General features: G+C 49.2%; 15 protein-coding genes and 1 pseudogene. 10 read left to right on the forward strand and 6 right to left on the reverse strand.

Going from position 1 to position 21,547, the window contains the following annotated elements; translation table 11 throughout:
- Positions 1-54: 54 nt before the first annotated feature.
- Positions 55-1,392, reverse strand: coding sequence for a calcium-binding protein (locus tag PSE6802_RS0121545; protein ID WP_019502109.1), 1,338 nt, complete (start codon positions 1,390-1,392; stop codon positions 55-57).
- An 82-nt stretch (positions 1,393-1,474) separates the two neighbouring features.
- On the reverse strand, positions 1,475-1,696 hold the full coding sequence (locus tag PSE6802_RS33770) for a hypothetical protein (protein ID WP_162139230.1): 222 nt from the start codon (positions 1,694-1,696) through the stop codon (positions 1,475-1,477).
- A gap of 473 nt (positions 1,697-2,169) precedes the next feature.
- On the opposite strand from PSE6802_RS33770, the gene PSE6802_RS0121555 reads away from it, so the two are divergent.
- The 6 genes from PSE6802_RS0121555 (at position 2,170) to PSE6802_RS0121580 (ending at position 9,595) form a co-directional block, all read left to right on the forward strand.
- Complete coding sequence (locus PSE6802_RS0121555) at positions 2,170-3,987, forward strand: AGE family epimerase/isomerase (RefSeq protein WP_019502112.1); 1,818 nt, start codon at positions 2,170-2,172, stop codon at positions 3,985-3,987.
- Between the two features lie 186 nt (positions 3,988-4,173).
- Positions 4,174-4,509, forward strand: a complete 336-nt coding sequence (locus PSE6802_RS0121560; RefSeq protein WP_019502113.1) for an anti-sigma factor antagonist — start codon at positions 4,174-4,176, stop codon at positions 4,507-4,509.
- A gap of 19 nt (positions 4,510-4,528) precedes the next feature.
- Positions 4,529-6,658 carry a glycogen debranching protein GlgX gene (gene glgX, locus PSE6802_RS0121565; RefSeq protein ID WP_019502114.1) on the forward strand — a complete coding sequence of 710 codons (2,130 nt, stop codon included), beginning with the start codon at positions 4,529-4,531 and terminating at the stop codon, positions 6,656-6,658.
- A 75-nt stretch (positions 6,659-6,733) separates the two neighbouring features.
- A complete protein-coding gene (locus PSE6802_RS0121570; RefSeq protein WP_019502115.1) occupies positions 6,734-7,051 on the forward strand; it encodes an anti-sigma factor antagonist in 318 nt (105 codons plus the stop codon).
- A 471-nt stretch (positions 7,052-7,522) separates the two neighbouring features.
- Positions 7,523-7,954 (forward strand): ATP-binding protein, encoded by a 432-nt coding sequence (locus tag PSE6802_RS0121575; protein ID WP_036946792.1) that lies wholly within the window; start codon positions 7,523-7,525, stop codon positions 7,952-7,954.
- 39 nt (positions 7,955-7,993) lie between these two features.
- Positions 7,994-9,595 (forward strand): SpoIIE family protein phosphatase, encoded by a 1,602-nt coding sequence (locus tag PSE6802_RS0121580; RefSeq protein WP_019502117.1) that lies wholly within the window; start codon positions 7,994-7,996, stop codon positions 9,593-9,595.
- Between the two features lie 203 nt (positions 9,596-9,798).
- On the opposite strand, the gene PSE6802_RS0121585 is transcribed toward PSE6802_RS0121580, so the two are convergent.
- From PSE6802_RS0121585 to PSE6802_RS0121600, 4 genes are all read right to left on the reverse strand, one after another.
- Entirely contained in the window at positions 9,799-10,629 is an 831-nt protein-coding gene (locus PSE6802_RS0121585) for a 3'(2'),5'-bisphosphate nucleotidase CysQ family protein (protein WP_019502118.1), read from the reverse strand.
- The gene (locus tag PSE6802_RS0121590) at positions 10,626-11,444 is read right to left on the reverse strand and encodes a bifunctional sterol desaturase/short chain dehydrogenase (protein WP_263970388.1); all 819 of its coding nucleotides are present in this window, start codon (positions 11,442-11,444) and stop codon (positions 10,626-10,628) included. Before PSE6802_RS0121590 ends, PSE6802_RS0121585 begins: the two co-directional genes overlap by 4 nt.
- Positions 11,445-11,742: 298 nt before the next feature.
- Positions 11,743-13,716: a bifunctional aldolase/short-chain dehydrogenase gene (locus tag PSE6802_RS0121595; protein ID WP_026103462.1), complete on the reverse strand. Its 1,974-nt coding sequence runs from the start codon at positions 13,714-13,716 to the stop codon at positions 11,743-11,745.
- 59 nt (positions 13,717-13,775) lie between these two features.
- On the reverse strand, positions 13,776-14,498 hold the full coding sequence (locus PSE6802_RS0121600; protein ID WP_019502121.1) for a hypothetical protein: 723 nt from the start codon (positions 14,496-14,498) through the stop codon (positions 13,776-13,778).
- 50 nt (positions 14,499-14,548) lie between these two features.
- On the opposite strand from PSE6802_RS0121600, the gene PSE6802_RS0121605 reads away from it, so the two are divergent.
- The 4 genes and pseudogenes from PSE6802_RS0121605 (at position 14,549) to PSE6802_RS29955 (ending at position 21,531) form a co-directional block, all read left to right on the forward strand.
- Positions 14,549-16,231, forward strand: coding sequence for a S8 family serine peptidase (locus PSE6802_RS0121605; RefSeq protein WP_019502122.1), 1,683 nt, complete (start codon positions 14,549-14,551; stop codon positions 16,229-16,231).
- 62 nt (positions 16,232-16,293) lie between these two features.
- Positions 16,294-16,772: pseudogene (locus PSE6802_RS36100) on the forward strand (transposase); the annotation flags it as partial.
- Between the two features lie 79 nt (positions 16,773-16,851).
- On the forward strand, positions 16,852-18,984 hold the full coding sequence (locus PSE6802_RS0121615; RefSeq protein WP_019502124.1) for a carotenoid oxygenase family protein: 2,133 nt from the start codon (positions 16,852-16,854) through the stop codon (positions 18,982-18,984).
- Between the two features lie 12 nt (positions 18,985-18,996).
- Complete coding sequence (locus PSE6802_RS29955) at positions 18,997-21,531, forward strand: two-partner secretion domain-containing protein (protein WP_162139232.1); 2,535 nt, start codon at positions 18,997-18,999, stop codon at positions 21,529-21,531.
- Positions 21,532-21,547: the final 16 nt, after the last annotated feature.

Here is a 21,547-nt window from a genome sequence, read left to right on the forward strand (position 1 = left end):
ATCGAACCCGATCGCTCTATGTAGGTCGAAAGAGACTACCGTTTTGCGTACAAACTAGTAAATGTAAAGCAGAATACTGGGAACAACAGAAGACGTACCTTCCGGCAAAGCGATCCCCGTTCCCAGATTGGCGATCGCAATGCCAGCAAAATCCGTCCCAGCACCATCGCGATCGTAGATTAGCTGACCGGAAGAACTGCTGTAGTAAAACAATGGTTGCACGTCGTCCGGCTGCGGGCCGTCAAAGTCCACTGCCGCCGAGTTGCCTACTTTGAGTTGGCCGTTTTTAGCTTCGTTAGGGGCGATCGCATCGCCAGCAACGATCGTCCCTGGTTGCAAGAACCCCATCCGCGCTGCCGCATTTGGGTTAGTGAGGGGATCGATACCCAGGTTAAATGCTTGGGAATTAATCAGGATTACGTCTGGCCCCGTGCGTGCTGTGAGGGGATCGGTAAGGGGAGCGCCATAGGGTGGCTCCAGACGAACGTAATTAATGCGGGCAGGCGTACCAGAAAGATCTAGTAGCGATTCAAAGGCATAATAATCGACTCCCTCGCCACCATCAATTACATCTTCACCGGGGCCAACTACAATTACATCTGTCCCCAGGCCACCCAATACAGTGTCGTTGCCAGGACCGCCAACCAGCAAGTCATTACCAGCCCCGCCCACAATCGAGTCATCATTCACCGTAGCCGGGGCATTCGCTGGCTGTAAAAGATTTAGTGCTGCCTTGGGTAGCAGAGAGTCTGGGATGCTACCCGTCGCATTCAAGTTAACGCTAGACGCATCGCTCCGTGCCGCCCCAGGCACGATAATTGGAGCGATCGCAGCGAGACGATCGGTTAAAACGTTAACCTGTGCCGGGGAAATAAAGCCGCCAGTAACCAGGTTATTACCATTACCAATAACCGCGTTACCGGCCACTCGCTCTACCGTATAGCTAAAATTGCTCAGATCGCTTTGAACGATGCCCCTGGTCGTCTCGTTAATTAGTTGCCCGTTAACCTCTACTTGACCTTGCGTTAAGAGTTGGTAGGCCGTGGCATTTGGCAGGGTAATGGTTTGAATAGGGGTCGTAGCATTAGGGGCAAAGATTTCTACAATCGAACCGTTGCCGAGATCCCGAATTACTACACGGGTACCATTACTGATATTCCTCAGCTTCAGCGTGTCGCCCGAGCCGCCAAATGCCTCAAAGTCCGTAATTAGATCGCTGCCACCATAGCCACCATTGGGACCGTTAGGAGCTTGGAACACAAAACTGTCATCGCCGCGATCGCCTGAGAGCGTGTCATTACCGACACCAGCAATAAAAATCTCGTCAATGTCAGCAGCGATCGCGCCAAATAAAGCACTACCCTCAGGAGTTGCGTAAAAAACAATAGCCATAAAAACCTCCAAACAGTCGCAAGATTGAAATTCATCTGCCAGAAGTGACTGAAATCCCGCGAATATGGAGCCAATATTTCACCTATTCGTGCAATAAAGGATTATTTCGGAAATTTAAGCCGTCTTTTTCTGAAAGTAAAATTTCATAAAACTGAACGACTATATCGAATACCCGCTGCGATCGCAACAATAACAATTTCTTGCTTAAGTAACCGCTAGCCTGGTTGAGGTTAAACCTTGAGATTTGCTTAAAAACGGTTAAGGCTAAAATATCTGCCAAAAGGCGATCGCAGAAGTAACGCAAGCCATCGATCTCAGTTTTGTGCTGTACGAGCTACTTCTACAATAAGTAGCAGTATCGATGTCCCGAGTGAGCAAAACCACTCATCAAGCAAAATACCAATTTGAAGACGCGGCAGATGGTGCAGGGCGATGGGGCTATGCCTCTAAGTGGTCTGTATTCCCACAACCGCATCTGCAATCTCGACTATAGGACTTGCACGTTGAATGCTGAAATTCAAGATCCCCCCTAGCCCCCCCTTTTTAAGGGGGGAATCCCAAAGCCCTCTTAAAAAGGGGGGTGGGGGATCTGTATTTGCGCAAGTTCTAGACTAGTGTTGCAAATCATAAATTTTGCAACATGGGGGAATGGGGGCAGAGCCCCCAGAAGGGGATTTCACCCCCTCCACCCCCTCCAAAACTTTTGTTTTGGTGTACTAGTTTAAATTGGCATAAAAATCACTGAAATCAATAGAGGCTGACTAAGCGTGAGGGATAATGAATAACATCGACTTTACATTTTCAGACACAATTGCTGGCTACGTTACTACCTTTGATTCGGATAAGGGCATCTTTGGTCTGAAGACCTCAGATGGGAGGGAATACCAAATCAAGCTGACAGTAACCACCTATGCCGAGCTAACGCGCAACCTGGGGGAACCATATCAAGACTGTACCGGACAAATACCATCTATGTTGGTGCCTGGGCGCTATATGTATGCCTACGGTACCTACTATCCAGAGCAATCTATCTACAAGTTTGAAGCCAAGCGCATCATTTTTAACGGGCGTACCGAAAAAGAATATCGCTTTGAAAAACAAAACTGGTGGATCAATCAAATTCGCGAGTTAGGTGAGTTTTACCTGCGCGCCCAATTTGAAGATAAGCCGATTGATTACCGCAACTATCGCACTACGCTCGCAATTACAGGTGAGAAAAAAGGCGATCACCGCCAGGAAACCGATACCATCTCTCGTTTGGTGTACGGTTTTGCCACCGCATACATGATGACTGGAGAGGAGAGATTCCTAGAAGCAGCAGAGAAGGGTACGGAGTATCTTCGCGATCACATGCGATTTTACGATCCCGACGAGAATTTGATCTATTGGTATCACGGTATCGATGTCTCGGGCAATCGCGAGACTAAAGTATTCGCCTCGGAATTTGGTGACGATTACATGGGCATCCCCGCCTACGAGCAGATTTACGCACTGGCTGGTCCCACGCAAACCTATCGCGTCACTGGCGATCCCCGCATTCTCGATGATGCGCAGAAAACAATCGATCTATTTGATAAATATTTCCTGGATAAAGAAAAAGGTGGATATTTCTCCCACCTCGATCCCATCACCCTCGATCCTCGCAGTTCCTCCTTGCCAGAACGCAATAGAGGCAAAAAGAACTGGAACTCCGTTGGCGATCACGCACCTGCCTATTTAATTAATCTTTATCTGGCAACGGGTGAGCCTAAATACGCCGATTTCCTGGAATATACGTTCGACACGATCGCTAAGTATTTCCCCGACTACGAAAACAGCCCGTTTGTCCAGGAGAAGTTTTTTGAAGACTGGAGCAAGGATCAAACCTGGGGTTGGCAGCAAAACCGCGCCGTAGTCGGACATAACCTCAAGATCTCCTGGAACTTGATGCGGATGCAGAGCCTCAAGCCCAAGGATACCTACGTGAATCTGGCGGAAAGAATTGCAGAGGTCATGCCTGCGGCTGGGAGCGATCTGCAACGGGGCGGTTGGTACGATGTGGTCGAGCGCACTCTCGGCGAAGGCGAAGAACACTATCGCTTTGTCTGGCACGATCGCAAAGCCTGGTGGCAGCAGGAACAAGCAATTCTCGCCTATCTCATCCTCACGGGTTGCCTGCAAAAAGAAGAATATCACCGTCTAGCTAGAGAATCGGCTGCTTTCTACAATGCCTTCTTCCTCGATCACGATGACGGTGCTGTCTATTTCAACGTGCTTGCCAACGGCATTCCCTATCTGATGGGCACGGAGCGGCTCAAGGGCAGCCACTCCATGAGCGGCTATCACTCCTTCGAGTTGTGCTACTTGGCTGCGGTTTACACCAACCTGCTGATTACCAAGCAGCCCATGGACTTCTACTTCAATCCCATACCAGGTGGGTTCAAAGACAATATCCTGAGAGTATCGCCAGATATTCTGCCACCGGGTAGCATTCGCATTGCTTCCTGCACGATTAATGGCGAGCACTACTCTGATTTTGATGCCGCTGGTCTGACCGTGAAGCTGCCCGAATCAAAAGAACGCTTGAAGGTCAAGGTACATATCGTACCTGCTTAGGGATTCTGCGCATTAGCAGTAGGGGCAGGTTTTGCAAAGGAGTTATTGATGTAAATCAACACCTGCTCGCAAAACCTGCCCCTACAACGACAGATTGTTACTGGTAGCTTTACAAAGCCTACCTCGACACAATGAACCTTTGCAGGAACAATAATTGCCACAACAGCCAACTTTTAAGGAGCAGCCATGGAAATAGAAATTAAAACAACCGACCAGGTTACGGTTATAGAACTAGCTGGCGATATCGATGCGAGTACCGCTCCCACAGTCCAGGAGAAAGTTCTCCCGATCGCGGATTCTAGTCGCAAGATTTTGCTGGATATGTTTAAGGTGCCTTACATGTCCAGCGCCGGGTTAAGAATGCTACTGTCCCTGTATCGACAGGTATCGGCCAAAGATGGAAAGCTGGTACTGGTGGGGCTTTCCGAAGAAATTAGAGATACGATGTCGATCACTGGTTTTCTCGATTTCTTTGTCACGCGAGATTCAGTCGATGCCGGTTTAGAAGCCCTCAATCAGTAGGGAGGAGAATAAGACAGTAATGACATTATCTCGGATTGACATTCATCCCACCCACACTTCGCCAGATGGCAAGTTTAAACTGAGGCGGGGGCGACCGTTTCCCTTTGGTGCCACGCTAGAACCTGGTGGAGTGAACTTCTCCATTTTCTCTAGTTATGCCACATCCTGCACTCTAGTCCTGTTTCAAAAACACGCGATCGCGCCACTGGTAGAGATTCCCTTCCCTGACGAATTCAGAATCGGGAACGTCTACACTATGGTTGTATTCGATTTAGATTATGAGAACATCGAATACGGTTTTCGCATGGATGGGCCGAATAACTTCCATGAAGGACAATGGTTCGATAAGAATAAAATTCTCATGGATCCCTATGCCAAAATTATCGGCGGACGGGATGTCTGGGGCGAAACGCCCAACTGGAACAATCCCTATCAACATCGCGCCCGCATTGCGTTTGATGACTTCGACTGGGAGCACGATCGCCCCCTCGAAATCCCACCGGAGGATCAAATCATCTATGAGATGCACGTCCGCAGCTTTACGCGCCACCCCTCTTCTGGGGTTAAGCATAAGGGTACGTTTGCTGGCATTCGCGAGAAAATCCCCTATCTCAAAGAACTGGGCGTTACCTCCGTCGAGCTAATGCCAATTTATGAGTTCGATGAATTTGAGAACAGCCGCCCCAGTCCCGTAAACGGGGAGTTGCTAGTCAACTATTGGGGCTACAGCACGGTGGGATTCTTTGCTCCTAAAGCAGGCTACGCTGCCACGGGCAAATTGGGGATGCAGGTCGATGAATTAAAAGCTCTGATTAAAGATCTGCATAAAAACGGACTGGAAGTGATTTTAGATGTGGTATTCAACCACACTGCCGAAGGTAATGAGAATGGTCCCACCATTTCTTTTCGCGGCATTGATAACAAAACCTATTACATGCTGACTCCAGAGGGCTACTACTACAACTTTAGCGGTTGCGGTAATACGCTCAATTGTAACAATCCGATCGTGCGCAATATCGTACTCGATTGCCTGCGCTACTGGGCGGCGGAATATCACATCGATGGCTTCCGGTTCGACCTTGCCTCCATCCTCGGTCGCGATCCCTGGGGAGCGCCCCTAGCAAACCCCCCCTTGCTAGAAACGCTTGCCTTCGATCCGATCTTGGCGAAATGCAAGCTGATTGCAGAAGCATGGGATGCGGGCGGTCTGTATCAGGTTGGCTCTTTCCCTGCCTTTGGTCGTTGGGCGGAATGGAATGGCAAATACCGCGATGGCGTGCGCAAGTTTCTCAAGGGCGACTCCGGGCGCGTAGGAGACATGGCGCAGCGCATTCAAGGTTCGCCAGATCTATATGCTTGGGAAGGTCGCGCTCCTGCTACTTCGATTAATTTCATCACGGCTCATGATGGCTTTACGTTGATGGATATGGTTTCCTACAACTCCAAGCACAATGAGGCGAATGGCGAAAATAACAACGATGGCAGTAACGATAACGACAGTTGGAACTGCGGCTGGGAGGGCATTACCGACGACTGGAATATCAACGCGCTGCGCCATCGCCAGATCAAAAATGCCGTGGCAATTTTGATGGTGAGCCAGGGGGTTCCCATGATTCTCATGGGCGACGAAATGGGACGGACGCAATTGGGTAATAACAACACCTATTGCCACGACAACGACCTCAACTGGTTGGATTGGGAACTGTTAGAAGCCAATCTGGATATCTTCCGTTTCTTTAAAAACTGTATCGCTTTCCGCAAAGCTCATCCCATTTTGAGAAACCAATCCCATTTCCGCAACCAGGACTATGTTGGTAGCGGCTATGCTGACATTACCTGGCACGGCACTGAGGCATGGAATGCGGACTGGTCTGACTCCAGCCGCACTCTGGCGTTTATGCTTTGCGGCAAACATGCTAGGGGAGGCACCGTCACGGATAATTACATCTACGTTGCCATGAACATGCATTGGGAAGCTAATTGGTTCGAGCTTCCTGGCTTGCCGTCCGGCATGAAGTGGCACGTATTTGCCAATACGGGCGTGCCATCACCGGATGATTGTTGGCCCCCAGGATCGGAGCCAGTGCTATCCAATCAGTACGGCCTTCTACTTGGCGATCGCTCGGTAGTAATTCTAGTTGGTAAGTAGGGTATTTTTAGAATAAACTCCCGACTAAACTTAAGACAAACAAACTTCTAGCTAACACATTCAAAAAGGAAAACTATGGCTTTTAGCGCAGACCTGGAAATGACTGATGGCATTGCCAAGATTACCTTAGCAGGCGAACTCGATGCCAGCACTGCAAACACGTTCAAAGAACAAATTGACAAGGCGCATACCCCAGATTTGAAGCACCTCGTTCTATTTATGTCGGATCTGGAATACATGGCTAGCGCTGGTTTAAGGGTTTTGATCTATGCCAAGCAGCAAATGGATCGGGGTGTGGATATCTACGTGATCAGTCCTCAGGAAACCGTCCTGGATACCCTGCAAAAGACGGGCTACGATCAGAGCGTGATTATTCAGGATCGTTATCCCTAAGTGAAGGTTGGGGGTTGGGGGCTGGCGGTTAGCTAGTATTTCTAACCCAATATAGCGGTTTTCAGATCGGAGGTGAGTAGGGGGGGAGCAATGCCCCCAAGAAGGGAAGGTAGGGCGGTCTTGGGGGTTCCCCGCTAGAGCCACTGCCGCGTTCCACCCCTTCACCCCGTTCGATCTGGCGTGTTTACTGTTCAAATTGGTATTAGAGTTTGCGCAGTCAGACTTTGTTTGTGCCGTCGCAACTTCTGGTCGCCAGACAATTGATAGGAATAGTTTGGTGTGGTTTTGGTGTTAGAGGGCATACGTTGCTGTTGGAGCGACTAACCGATTCGATCGCAGGTCTTAGGGGCGCAGACCCCGCTCTGATTCTATTCTCCTCTGCCTCAGGGAGAGGGGTGATGGGTGGGGGTTTATAAAATCGATCGCGCTGGGTAAATTAATAAAATAGATTTAGTACTTGAGATGGAACCGATGGAACCATTAGTTGTCGAGGGGAAGCTAGACTCGTTGGGGGCGATCGCGCAGTATGTAATGAAATCAGCCACCGATGCTGGTTTAGATAAAAAGGCTGCCTACCGCCTGCGTTTAGCTGTAGATGAAATTGCCACCAACATTATCGTTCACGGTTATGACGAAGCAGGTCTAGAAGGAAATGTTTGCGTTCGGGCTACAATTGATAAGCATAGTTTAACTATTCGCTTGGAAGATAATGCTATTCCTTACAATCCCCATGTTAAAAAAGGCCCCGAAGACCTAGATCAGCCCATTGAAAACCGTCAAATTGGGGGGTTAGGAATCTACCTAGCCTTAGAAGGCGTAGATGAATTTTCCTATGAATATGCGGGCGATCGCAACTGCAATACCTTTGTCATGCATCGACCTGATTCCAATCCCGTAGCTTAAACTAAATCTTCCGCAATATTTCTGGGGCAGTCATAGCTAATGATTTCATTTAACCTGAGCAAGCTGGTTGGCAAAAAAGAGACGGCAAGGATTATTAATGACATAATCCAGTCTATGGGGGTTTCTGTTGGCATCTACAACACTGAAGGGAAGCTCTTACTCGGCGATCCTGAAGAAAATGATGGGGATGAGTCGCAACGATTGCCGATTAAGCTTAGTGATGAGATTGTGGGTTGGGTCAGTGGAGGAGAGCAAGCAAGAGGTGTCGCTACTCTTCTCACATTTATGTCTGCTAAAGAAATCGAGCGCAAACAACTTGCCGAAGAGATCCTGAGCAAATACAAAGAAATTAATCTCTTTTATCAGCTTTCCGAAAAGATTACCGCTTCCTTAGAACTGCCAGTAGTGTGCAATTTGATTATCGAAGAAGCTCGCAAGCTAATTTCCACCACCAGCGGTTCTGTCATGCTGCTCAATAAAGAGACGGGCATGTTGGAGATTGTCTCGGCCTTCGGACAAGCCACGCACACGAATGTATCGCTCAAACCAGGGGAAGGCATTGCTGGTAATGTCTTTGCATCTGGGCGCGGTGAAATTATCAATAACGTGGCTGCCGACCCTCGCTTTGTCGCCGGAGCCAATCCGGTCAGCTCGCTAATTTGCGCGCCGCTCAAAACTAGAAATAACGCGATCGGCGTGGTTAACTTCAGCCAGAGCGAGCCAATCGACTATACGGCTGAAGATTTGCAGTTGCTGGCAACCCTGGCATCACAAGCCGCCCAAGCGATTGAAAATGCCGTCCTGCATGAAAGTCAGTTAAAAGATGCGGTGGCGCGCAATGAAATTGAGAAGGGACAGAAAATGCAAAAAGATTTTCTCCCCAGTCAAATTCTGCAGCCATCGGGATGGGAGTTAGCGGCACTATTTAAACCAGCACGGCAGGTGGCAGGCGACTTTTACGATACGTTCATGCTGCCCAGCGGAGGTGTGGGTCTGGTAATTGCTGACGTTTGCGATAAAGGTGTAGGCTCGGCGCTTTTTATGGCGCTGTTTCGCAGTCTGATTCGGGTTTTTTCAGCGGAGACCGATCTCGTGGGCAGCGTGGCGATCGCGCCAGCCCAAACCGATAAATTTGGTATCGAGTCGTTAACCATTAACCTCGATCACGTCAACGCCCTGAGAGCCGTGCGCTTGACCAATGACTACGTAGCAGAAAACCATAGCAACCTGAACATGTTTGCCACGCTCTTTTTCGGCGTGTTAGATCCCATAACGGGTATTCTCACTTATGTTAACGGCGGACACGAGCCGTTGGCTATTTTGAATGCCTCGGGCATCAGAGCCAGACTCAAACCCACGGGGCCAGCGGTAGGGATGCTACCTAACATGAAATTTCGCGTCCAACAGATTTGCTTGCAGCCTGGAGATATCTTAATGGGTTATACAGATGGCGTAACAGAAGCCAAAAGTCCTGAGAGCAAGTTCTTTACAGAACACAAATTAATTGAATTACTAGCCGATCCGCCGGACTCAGCTCAAGCTTTACTTGAGCGCATCGAGCTCCACCTGGTAAAACATATAGATACTGCCGATCAGTTTGACGACATTACCATGCTAGCCGTGCGACGCGCTCCCAAGTGAATGTGAATCGGAATTTGGGAGCGTTGCCTTGGGGGGAATACTCCTGAAGCAATACGATTTTGAGTGTCAGAACCCTGGTTGACCGACAAATCTCTGTAAGGGCGGGTTTAGTAAGCAATCAAACGCTTTCAATACAAAGCTTTTCAACAAAACCCGCCCCGACGATAATCTGGGCTTTTCAGGACTTTTGTCAGTCAATGAGGTCAGAACCTGAGGTTTAAAATTTCTGCTAACTTTGGGCGTAGAGCCTCTAATGACTTCGACCAACCGACCAGAATGATTTGGTGGTGGGTTAGCGTCTCAGCATCGATCGCTTCGGGTTCAAATGAGATGGGATTGCCTGCTAGATCGCAACACACAAGCCCTGCTGCTCTGGCGATCGCCAACGGCCCCACCGTATCCCAGAGCTTTACGCGCCGATTGAGATAGATATAAACAGCAGCATTACCGCATACCACTTCCATCACTTTGAGGCCAAAGCTGCCCAGAGAGTAGAATTCTGCTTCTGGTATTACATCTAAAATGGCATCGCCGTAGCGCTCCTCATCTTTCTCGCTCAAAATTACCTTAAATTCGCCTAGAGCAGGAGGCTTGATCTCGATCTGGATGGGCATACTACCGCGATCGCTGGCAAAGATACTGGCGATCGCCGTGCCGCCGTAAAAGAGCAAATCGCTCTCTGGTGCGTAAATCCAGCCCATAGTCGGTCGTCCATTTTCCAATAGACCCAGCATCACGGCATAATGCTCGCGATTGCTGACAAAGTCACTAGTACCATCAATCGGATCGATAAACCAATAACGGGGTAATGCCTGGAGCCATAATCCCACAGAGTTAGGATTCTCTTCACTGATGACACCATCATGGGGAAACCAGGTTTGCAATTGCTCCACCATCATGGCATCTAAAGCGCGATCGACATTAGTAACATAATCGCCGGGGCCTTTTTCAACGACTTGAAAGCCTTTTTGGCGGAGCTGTTTGCCTTTTTGCCCCGTTTGACGGATAAATTGCGAAATCTCGGTAACATTCATGCAGGATTGCCTTTGAGGTCGCTTTTAGATTTACGTTTGGAAAGTAATCGAAAGTACAAAGACTGCAAAAATTCGTGAATTGGGAAAAAGACATAGGTGAAAGGATTCACAGTGACGATAATATCGCGAAAATCTCTTTGTGCCAATGCCACAATCGCTGATGCCACCCAATCTGCAGACATGACCCCAATGGGATTCAGATTGCTCTTGAACGGCCCCAAAATCAGTTTGCGAATTATGCAGGGAGAGTCCAGGCGACGCAAAGTAATCAGGTCTCCTAGGGTGCGCTTCGACAACTCGTAGAGAGGGCTGAACGCTGGATTAACTTCAGCTTCTGACGTATTAATCCATAACTCTTTAATCTCCTTATGGCTTGATTCCGTCACCGTATCGAGGAAGAGATTCATCAAACGCCAAGCAGAAAAGGTATTCACTTCAAACGATCGCTCGACCGATGACGGATCGCGATCGCCATAGACATTCACGCCATGATTGATAATCAAAATATTAACCTTTTGCAAGCGATCGCGTAATTCTTCCTCTGCGCCTAATTGCCATTGGATCGCTTCTATCTTTGCACCTGAACTGGGATCGGATGCATCGGCAAGAAACTGAGGCGAGGTGGTCAGCGCCACCACATGCGCTCCTTTAGCAGCTAGAAGTGTCAGTAAAGAGCGTCCGAGCGAGCCGGATGCCCCTGTTACTGCTACTACTTTATCTTTGAGCGATAAACTCGCACCCATGATTTTGTTCGCTAGCGTAAATGTTCTGCAATCGTACGATTCTCCGCGATCGAAGTAATGCCTACGATGCACGATCCATTCGGTAATGTATTTGACCCGTCAAATACAGTTGCATTACTAAGTATTGCAGATATATCGGGCACTACCATAGTTTGCTATTAACTGCTCGTCTAGCATTTTACCCGAACCCCGACCGAGTATAGCGTTTTTCAATTGAGAACAGGTTTTATTGATGGGGTGAAGGGGTGGAACACGGCAGTGGCTCTAGCGGGGAACCCCCAAGACCGCCCTGCCTCCCCTTCTTGGGGGCAACGCCCCCAAACCCCCTTCTCGTTTTCATCTGCAAACCGCTATATCTGTATAAATTAGCTTAAACAACTCGCTCGTTACCGCCATCTACGGGCACTTGTGCTGCTGTAGTGCAGGCAAATAGAGAGCCACACATTTCCGCTGCCAATTCGGCAACGCGATCGCTGGTCACCTCCACTTTTAGCAAGTTATTTGTTTTGTATGCCTCTACAGATAGTCCGTAGTGGCTGGCTCGGTTCCTTAGAACCTCATCAGTCCAGATGCCGGTGTCGAAAACTGCGTTGGGATGGAGCGAGTTGATCCGAATGCGATCGCTACCCCATTCCAGGGCTGCCACCCGCATCAGTTGAGTTAATGCCGCTTTAGAGGCAGAATAGGCAGCCGCCCCAGGCCCCGGAGCAGGAACGTTCTTAGAGCCGATAATGACAACCCGCCCACCATTGGGAGCGAGTTTGAGAAATGGATGGCACTCGCGCAGCAAAATCAAATTGGCATCGAGGTTCACGCGCATGACCTTTTGCCAGGTGGATGTATTCAGACTATCGATGCGACAGCCAGATGGGAAAATCCCAGCATTCAAAACCAGCATATCCAGGCCACCAAAAGCTTGCACGGCTTGTTCTAAAGTTGCCACGATCGCATCTTCATCTGCAATATCGCAAGCAATGCCACGGAAATCGGGGCGATCGTGCAGGGTTTGAATCGCGGGGTTGATATCCAATCCCACCACTGCCGCACCGCGCTGGAGGAACGATGCCACGCAGGCTTTACCAATCCCCGATGCTGCTCCTGTAATCAGCACTACCTCCCCCGTAAATTCAGGATGACTCCCACCTTTCTTTAGTTTCGCTTGTTCTAATTCCCAATACTCCACTGCAAAGATATCGCTAGCAGGAAGTGCCTGATAGCCACCCAATTCAGTCGAGCGTTGGATAATCTCCATCGTATGTTGATAGATATCCGCTACGATCTTCGCATCTTTGGCCGTGCGAGAGATCGCGCACATGCCCAACTCGCGATCGAGCAGGACGCGCGGTGCGGGATCGAGCATGGTGACTGATGCCTTGCCAGTCGCTGCATGTTCGGCAAAATACTCTTTGTAGGCGGCAGCGTAGGCATTGACATCGCGGCCTATTAGAGGTAGGCGTTTGGTACGAATAACGTGGTCGGGCGTGGCAGGGCCTTGCTGAGAGATCTGCTCCAGGTCATCGCGCTGCACGAAATCTAAGCTGGCTCGATCGCCGTGACGAGTCAAAATTACGGGAAATCCAGCCACCTGGGATACGTCATAGCGCAACTGGGCAAGGGTATGGCGTAAATTTGTTTGGGTGGGCACGTCTGGCGATCGCTCGATCTGCCAGGCTCTCCGTTCCTGCAAATATTGCTCGGCGCGATCTACGAGAGAAATCATCCGTTCGTAGGATTCTCGTGCGGTTTGTCCAAAAGAGAAGATGCCATGATTCATGAGTACCATGCCGATCGTGCGATCGCTCTTCTCCGAGGCAAATTTCTGAGCGCAGAGGCGGGCTAGATCGAAGCCAGGCATCACGTAGGGAATAACTACCACGTCATCGCCATAGATGTCGCGAATGCGCTGCAAACCCTCGGCAGTGTTAGTTACGGCAATTACAGCGTCGGCGTGGGTATGGTCTACATATTTATAGGGCAGGATAGCATGTAGAATTGCTTCCACCGAGGGAACGGGCGCGTTGGCACGGGTCACTTGCGTTTTGAGTTCGTTTACCATCTGCGCATCGGAGAGAGCAGATAGCTGCGCTAGCTTAAGTAAATGCGGCATGCGAACAGGAGCAAAGCCAGGCTCGGCAATGGTTTCCAAATCCCATCCACTTCCCTTGACATAGAGAATGTCTTCTGTTTCACCAACTAAATTTTGCTCGCGCATCTTGACGGAGGTGTTGCCACCGCCATGTAAAACCAAAGATGGATCGCGACCTAGCAACTGAGATGTATAAATCCGCAGTCCTAAATCTCCTGGAAATTTCTCTGCATCGCGATCGCTCCACAAACTCTTCACGGTTATACCTACCCACCAGATCCTATATACCATCTCGCATTCTACACGATTCCTCCCAGCTATAAAGCCCACTCCAACACGAAGCCGATGCGGGTGTCGCTACGTGCAGGCGATCGCCGCCACTGAATGTTACTGCCCAAGCGCCAGTGACGAGAGATAGCATAACTGGCAAAAACTGAAGTAGTGCTGGTTTCGTTCTTACCCCCGGGATCTGTAAAGGTATGTGAGAGCTTCAGATCGGCACTGCGCGGCGATAATACTACGATACCCTGTAGTCCCAGATCGAGACCGGATGTAGTTGGTTGTCCGAATAGATTGAGCTGTCGGTATCCCACCTGCGGCGCAAAATTGTAATACGATCCGAGCGGCATCATGTAATAACGGATATTGGCATCCCAACTGCTTTCCCTGCCGCTGAACTCCTGCTGGTAGCTCCCACTAATAGCAAGGGGCGTTGTACCGATAAAAGCATCTTCAAGCCCGACCTCTATGCCGAGGTCATGGTTCCGAGCTGTGATGCCCAGTCGTAGTTTAGTATTAAAGCTAGGCGTGTTGTAAATGTCATATAACACATCCGGTGGGTCAGCCAGCCAACGCCGCAATACCGGACTGCTTTCAATTAATTCGCGATCCAGATTAAGATCTTGGGATGCTAGTGGCACTGAAATTGGTTCGGCTCCGGCAGCACCGGAAAAGCTCAAGTATATTAAAAAATAGGCTGAGCAGACTTGGGCTAACTGCCTGGCATATCTATATGCGGACGGATAGGAAAAATTAACCATTTATAGGAACTGCCAGGTACAAGGGTTATTCTAAGGGATTACAAGTAAAAATGAGGCATCGGATTTTCGCGATCGCAAGTGGCATATCAATAATTGGGGTGACTGCTGTCGATCTTTTAGTAGTACCAATAGTGCCGATTGCCTCGGCACTGGAGCAATCGGGTGGCGAGCAGGGCATACAAGCTCGTAGACTACAAGCCCCGCCCTATAACCTGACGGGCAAAAATATCTTTATCGGCCAAGTCGAACTCAGTCGCCCCAGTAAGTTTGGTGTTGATAAGTCAGTAAATCGTCTCGTACGGCTCGATCGCGTCTTTGTCAAGCCATTTAGCGTATTTTTTCGCGACAATCGGGCTACTCCTAACCGCAATACAGACAATCACTCGCACCAGGTGGCAGCGGTGATGATCGGCACTAATAAGCGCCATCGCGGGATTGCCCCCAACGCCAACCTGTTATCTACTGCCTATTCGATGCGACGACGGGACGGTCAGCCGGAGGCGGCGATCGCAGCCCAGCATATCGCCAGGCAAAACAATGGTGATGTCCGAGCCATCAACTTCAGCTTTGGAGAACCCCTGGACGAAGATCCCCGCCCTCAGGCAAAGCTAGATGGCAACGCCCTCTTGACGCTCTGTATCGATTGGTTGGCGACACAGTACAATACCCTACCTGTAATTGCCGGCAACCAGGGTAAAGGCGGCATTCCCATCCCCACGGATCAGTACAACGGCATCACCGTGGGATTCACCCGCAGCGTACAGGGCGAGTATCGGCAATTAGATCGAGGTAACTTTATCGACGAACCGTATATCGATCGCAATGGGAATGGCAGATACGATCTGGGCGAATATTTTACCGATTTAAATAAGGACAAACGCTGGACTGAGGGTGTTGAAAGTCCGGTCAATGGCAGGCGATCGCTATCCCTGCTAGCACCCGGCAACGACATCATGCTTCCCGATCTCAGAAGTAAATTTACGTCTGTCAGCGGCAGTAGTTTTGCTGCTCCTCATGTGGTGGGGACGATCGCCCTTTTGCAAGAGTATGCCGATCGACAAATTGCCAGGGGTAAATGGCAGCTAGACGCTCGCCGCCACGAGGTCACCAAAGCCGTATTGCTTAACTCAGCCGACAAAATCGCCGATCGCGGTGACGGTAAGGCTCTGGGGATGAGTAAAACCATCTTAGATGCCCAGGGAAATACATGGCTGGATTCTGAAGCTTATAAAGACAGACAGATCCCGCTCAGTTTGCGCCTCGGTACCGGACAACTTAATGCATTTCGGGCTTTACAACAACTTCAGGCCGGACAACAATCACCTGGCAATGTCAATGCTTTGGGATGGGATTTCAATTTTGTCAATCAGGGGCAATATCGGGAATACGTTTTGACAGAATCACTACAGGCGGATAGCTTTGTCGCATTAACTCTAACCTGGGATCGCCTCGTCGTGCTGAACGATAAAAATAACAATCGCAAATTCGATCTAGGTGAGAGTTTCCGCGATCGCGGCGTTAATAATCTCGATCTCTATCTCATGCGATCGCAAGATAACGATATTGCTAATAGTGTATGGTCTTCGGTCAGTAAAATCGACAATACCGAGCATATTTTTATCAAAGTCCCTACGGCTGGAAAATACAAGCTGCGCGTCGTCTTCAATTCTCCCACCGCCAATGAATCTCTTCAGCGCTACGCGATCGCCTGGTGGACTGCCCCAGCAAAGTGAGTGAGACTTCTCCCACCCATGCAGATTGGCAACAAACATTTTTCCTGAAATAATCTAAGGTACAGCAACGCTGCATCACTCACAAAGTCCGAGGCATTGAACGCTATTTAAGCTATGCTCAGTTACCTCAAGTAAATCCCAATGGACAAATCGCTCCAACTCGATGAAGCCAAGCGGCTACGTCGCTTTCAAATCGTAGCTGAGGCGTACCAGATTTACGAAGCTGACAGTTATGAAGGCAGCCCAGCAACGGTTACAGCAGTTCATCGTCAATTGGGAACTGCTCGAACCCAAAGCAGTACAAGTCTTTCAACGCGATTTAGCACTGACGTTTACCTTCTATCAATTCGATCGCACTTTGCATCGTCATATTCGCACAACTAATCATCTGGAGCGCTTATTCCGCGAGTTTCGCACCAAATCTGATGAAATTGGCGCTTTCCCTCGCGAAACCAGTTGCTTGACTGTCTTCTTCTTGGTGATTCAGCGCGATCGTGCTAAACATGACCGTAAATCTGTGGCGAAAAATTCATGCCACTAACCATAACGCTACATAGTATTATGAGGTGGGCATTGCCCACCTTACAAATTATAGTTGCAGTTAGTTGGGGAGGATTTCTATGACGACTACACCTCAGGCTTCATCTGTCAGTACAGCTCCCGCTACATCTATCCCACCGCAGTTTCCTCTATCCATCCTGTCGGTTAGTCGCGAGGAATTCTACGGTCAGGACGACGAACACCAACCCTTACAATTGCAGATTGATGGGACGCTGCCAAACGATCTCCAGGGTCACGTGTTTATTATCAGTCCCGTCGGTTCGATCGACTCGAAAGGGATTCCTGATACGCCAATAGTTCTACCCGCCGCCGACGGTTGGACTCCTCTCTACAATGGCGATGGCATGATCTACCGTCTCGACTTCGATCGCTCAGCGCAGGGGAAGGTATCGTTATGCTCGCGGCTAGCAAAACCACCGTGCTACTATGCCGATGTTGCCACCAATAACGATCCCAGATTTGCCCCGCTCAAGTTTAGTAATATGGGTATTGCTCGGCAATCTAGCAAGCTTGGTTCTCGCAATCAACTCAATACAGCTTTTTTGCCCATGCAGTTTGGTGCGGAGGAGCACGGGCGGATGCTGGTTACCTGGGATCCCGGTCGTCCCTACGAGATCGATCCCAAAACGCTAGCAACAGTTACGCCTATGGGAAGTAATGCAGAATGGAAGCCAGTCAATCCTTTTTTAACGGAGGCTGTTCCAGGCCCATTCCCACTAGTGGTTACCTCGGCTCATCCCTGCTTTGACTCCCATGCCGATCGGGTATTTACGGTTAATGTAGGGAAGTCATTATCTACACTCCTATCCGTCGAGGAATTTATCGCCCAGAGTGAAGAGTGGGTCAAACGCATCGATGGCTGGTTGAAGCAAATTCCTTTTTTAAGAGAGATTGCTCGACTAATCTTTGCTTTCTTGAGAGTATTCATAGGATTTCTCAGGGATATATGGCACTTCCTCCAGAAATTTTTCCCAAGCATCAAAAATAATAACTTTGTCGATCTGCTGCGTTGGGATGGTGCGGGGGCTATGGAAAGATGGAAAGTCGTCCTGCCCGACGGCAGGCCAGTCAAAATTGCAGAAACCGCACATCAAATAGGAGTAACCCGTAACTATGTAGTGTTGATGGATACTGCTTTTAAACTGTCACCAGAGCAACTTCTTCCGCCTCCTGCATACAAAAAGGGAAAAGAGGCAGAAATTCTATTGCGTGACTTATTCGATTATCCCCAGACTGCAGAAACGAAGCTATACATCGTCTCTCGCAGCGACCTGCAACCTGGCAAACTTACCGTCACAGCTAGGCAGTTAGTCATCCCTCGCGAGACAGCTCACTTTCTCGTCGATTATGAAGATGCTGATGGTATAGTCGTGCATCTGATGCATGTATGTGCCTGCGATGCTTCGGAATGGCTGAATCATAGCGATCGCACTGTAAGCCAACCCAATACCTCAGGCGATAACCCGCGCGCTGGGATAGTTGTCAGCCCTATGGATATTAACTGGGTGGGGCGCTATACGATCGACGGTGCCACTGGTAGCCTGACCGGCCAAATGCTCAGACGGCAGGATGCCTATACGTGGGGACCATCGATCTATGCCTACCGTAATATGCCATCGGGGCAGATCGATAATCTCTATTGGAACTGTTGGGGTTCTTGGAATCAATTGCTGACACAGCATGTTTTCTCTTTATATAAAGACTATAAATACCGCACGATTCCAGCTAGCGATATTCCCGCGATCGCATTGCAAGGTAAAGCATCTAACCTGTTCAGAGTAGAAACCAGCACCTTGAATATTGTCGATACCTACACTTTCCCAACAAACTACTTTGGTAGTTCGCCGCAATTTGTGCCGCGCCCAGGGAATGAGAACGATTCTACACATGGATATATTACCTGTACCGTGCTTTACGACGAGCCGCACAGCGATCCGCCAGTGAAGAGCGAGATTTGGATTTTTGATGCGGCTAATCTCAAGCAGGGTGCTATCTGTAAATTAAGCCACCCTCAGCTTAAGTTGGGCTTTACCGTGCATACTACATGGGTGGCAAAGGTGGAGGAGCGCAATGCTGCCTATAATATCCCCGTCCGTCACGACTATGAGGAGATTCTGAAGAAGCAGCCAGAGGCAGATAGGGAGCTAATTCAGGAATTGTTCGAGCAATATATTTACCCAAATTTTTCGTAGGGGATGGCGCAGATGGGTCGAATGCACGCGGAATCGCTCGGGATCGTATTGGCGATCGCGCTACTACCATCTCCAGCGGTAGCTCAGATAATTCCAGATCGAACTCTAAGGCAAAATTCAGTTGTGACTCCGAATGGAAATCTGATTACTGTAACCGGAGGTAGTGAAGTAGGGAAGAATCTATTTCATAGCTTTCAACAGTTCTCGCTCAATGCTGGCAATACTGCCTTTTTTAATAATTCCACGAATGTAGAAAATATTATTACGCGCATCACGGGTAGTTCGATCTCCAATATTGATGGACTAATTCGAGCAAATGGTAGTGCTAATCTATTTCTGATCAATCCCAATGGGATTGTATTCGGCCCTAATGCCAGCCTGAATATTGGCGGTTCGTTTTTTGCTAGTACGGCTGAGGCGATCGCTTTCAATAATGGCGATCGCTTCAGTGCGGTGAATCCTCAACCTGCGCCTTTACTAACAGTAAGCGCGCCTGTGGGTCTGGTGTTTGGCAGCAATCCAGGTAATATTGTCAACCGCTCTCAAACCACTATTCCGACGACTAACCCAGATCCTACCGCTCCTCCTTTTGTCAAGGTGGGATTGCAAGTACAGCCGCAGAAAACCATTGGTTTAATCGGTGGAGATATCCTTATCGATAATGGCAGCATCACGGCACCGCAAGGTAGAATCGAGTTGGGCAGCGTTAAGGGTAAAGGTACGGCGAGCATTTTGCCCGATGATTCCGGCTTTAGTTTGGGATATACTAACATTCCCAACTTTGGCAATATCGAGTTATCCAATCTAGCCAAACTCAATACCAGCGGCCTGACTGGTGGTGCGATTAGTTTGCAGAGTCATAATTTGAATATCACCAGTGGCTCGCGAATTGAATCTACTACCTTTGGTGAAGGTACGGGCAAGCCGATATTCGTGAATGCTGCTAATTCCGTTAATATCTCTCAAGGCGATCTATTTGTTGTCGAAGGAGAATCCGTCTTATCGCCACCAACTCGCCTCAGCGGTATCATCACTAACACGGTAGGAACCGGCAAAGGCGGCGATATTCGCGTTCTAACTTCCAAATTACTCTTAAAAGATGGGGGTAGATTGGGGATTGCAACAGCCGGAAGCGGTCAGAGCGGCAACCTATTCGTCAAAGCATCGGACTCCATAGAAATTACGGGAGTGGCAAATCTCACGGGTGGGACTCCGGTGGTTCCACCTTTCTTAAGCTTAGGTGCCGCTGCCAGATTGCCGGCTAATTTCTTTGCCGAGATTTTTACGCTCAGCGGCATCTTGCTACAGGGTCTTAGTACTGGCTCCTCTGGCCAGATTGTAGTAGAGACAAACAATCTCACAATTAAAGATGGGGGGCTTGTCTCAGCATCGGTTTTCATTGGCTCGGGCAGAGGAGGTAACGTAGATGTTCGCGTAGCAGAATCGACCAATATAAGCGGAATCTCACCGCGTTTGGCATCACCCAGCGGCATATTCACGACATCGTTTGGAGTTGGTAGTGCTGGCGATCTGAGCTTGCAAACTAAGCAATTGCGAGTTAGAGATGGGGGAGCAGTAGCAGCATCTTCAGCAACTGTGGGCGATGCTGGGAATCTTCGAGTTACTGCTACCGACATCATCGAATTGAGCGGTCGAGTTGGTAATTTCCCCAGTGGTATTTTTGCGCAGTCGGTAGGGGTAGGGAATGCTGGCAATCTGCGCATATCGGCAGATCGCTTGATTGTCAAAGATCGTGCGGTTATTACGGTAGCGGCTGAGGCAACTGGGTCAGCAGGCAACCTGGAGATTTTAGCTCGTACGCTTAGGGTGGAAAATGGTGGAGAAATCACGGCTGCCAGTAGAACTACGACTGGTGGTAACATTCGCTTTGAAGTTGGGGATTTGGTACTTCGCAATAGCAGTGTCGTTTCTGCCACTGCTGCCAATTTGGGCAATGGTGGAAACCTGGACATTAATGCCGATACGATCGCGCTTTTAGATCGCAGTCGCATCACTGCTAGCGCGTTTCAAGGTCAGGGTGGCAATATTCAGATCGACACTCAAGGTCTTTTCCGCACCGCGAATAGTTCGATTTCAGCCACTTCACAGCTAGGCATTAATGGTGTAGTGGAGATTAGAACGCCCGAAATTGACCTGCAAAATTCCCTCGCGCCGATCGCAATTTCCTTTACCGATCCCAATAGCTTAATTACAAATAGTTGCTTGGCACGCCGCAACGCCGAGCGTGGGAGCTTTGTAATTACGGGTCAGGGGGGCTTGCCGCGATCGCCCTACGATGACAAAGTCGCGAGTCAATATCAAGTGAGCGAGCTACAAGGTCAGGACGCAACCTCGAATTCTGCTAACTCGAATATAGATCGAGATCGGGTTGAATCGGAACGCGATCGCTCTGCATCGCCAACTACAACTAAACCTGCATATCCCATTCAAGAAGCACAGGGTTTAGTCGTCGCAAATGGGAGAGTATTATTGGCAACTTCAATGCCACAAAACAGTCCTAATATTGAGGGCTTAATATGCTATTAAACTAAAATTTAGACAA

Source organism: Pseudanabaena sp. PCC 6802, from assembly GCF_000332175.1.
Taxonomy (GTDB): Bacteria; Cyanobacteriota; Cyanobacteriia; order Pseudanabaenales; family Pseudanabaenaceae; genus PCC-6802.

What these genes read in the sequence shown, in the direction of transcription:
- PSE6802_RS0121545 (WP_019502109.1), bottom strand. Translation starts at nt 1,392, where the DNA reads ATGGCTATTGTTTTTTACGCAACTCCTGAGGGTAGTGCTTTATTTGGC.
- PSE6802_RS0121555 (WP_019502112.1), top strand. Translation starts at nt 2,170, where the DNA reads ATGAATAACATCGACTTTACATTTTCAGACACAATTGCTGGCTACGTT.
- PSE6802_RS0121560 (WP_019502113.1), top strand. Translation starts at nt 4,174, where the DNA reads ATGGAAATAGAAATTAAAACAACCGACCAGGTTACGGTTATAGAACTA.
- glgX (WP_019502114.1), top strand. Translation starts at nt 4,529, where the DNA reads ATGACATTATCTCGGATTGACATTCATCCCACCCACACTTCGCCAGAT.
- PSE6802_RS0121570 (WP_019502115.1), top strand. Translation starts at nt 6,734, where the DNA reads ATGGCTTTTAGCGCAGACCTGGAAATGACTGATGGCATTGCCAAGATT.
- PSE6802_RS0121575 (WP_036946792.1), top strand. Translation starts at nt 7,523, where the DNA reads ATGGAACCATTAGTTGTCGAGGGGAAGCTAGACTCGTTGGGGGCGATC.
- PSE6802_RS0121580 (WP_019502117.1), top strand. Translation starts at nt 7,994, where the DNA reads ATGATTTCATTTAACCTGAGCAAGCTGGTTGGCAAAAAAGAGACGGCA.
- PSE6802_RS0121585 (WP_019502118.1), bottom strand. Translation starts at nt 10,629, where the DNA reads ATGAATGTTACCGAGATTTCGCAATTTATCCGTCAAACGGGGCAAAAA.
- PSE6802_RS0121600 (WP_019502121.1), bottom strand. Translation starts at nt 14,498, where the DNA reads ATGGTTAATTTTTCCTATCCGTCCGCATATAGATATGCCAGGCAGTTA.
- PSE6802_RS0121605 (WP_019502122.1), top strand. Translation starts at nt 14,549, where the DNA reads ATGAGGCATCGGATTTTCGCGATCGCAAGTGGCATATCAATAATTGGG.
- PSE6802_RS0121615 (WP_019502124.1), top strand. Translation starts at nt 16,852, where the DNA reads ATGACGACTACACCTCAGGCTTCATCTGTCAGTACAGCTCCCGCTACA.
- PSE6802_RS29955 (WP_162139232.1), top strand. Translation starts at nt 18,997, where the DNA reads ATGGGTCGAATGCACGCGGAATCGCTCGGGATCGTATTGGCGATCGCG.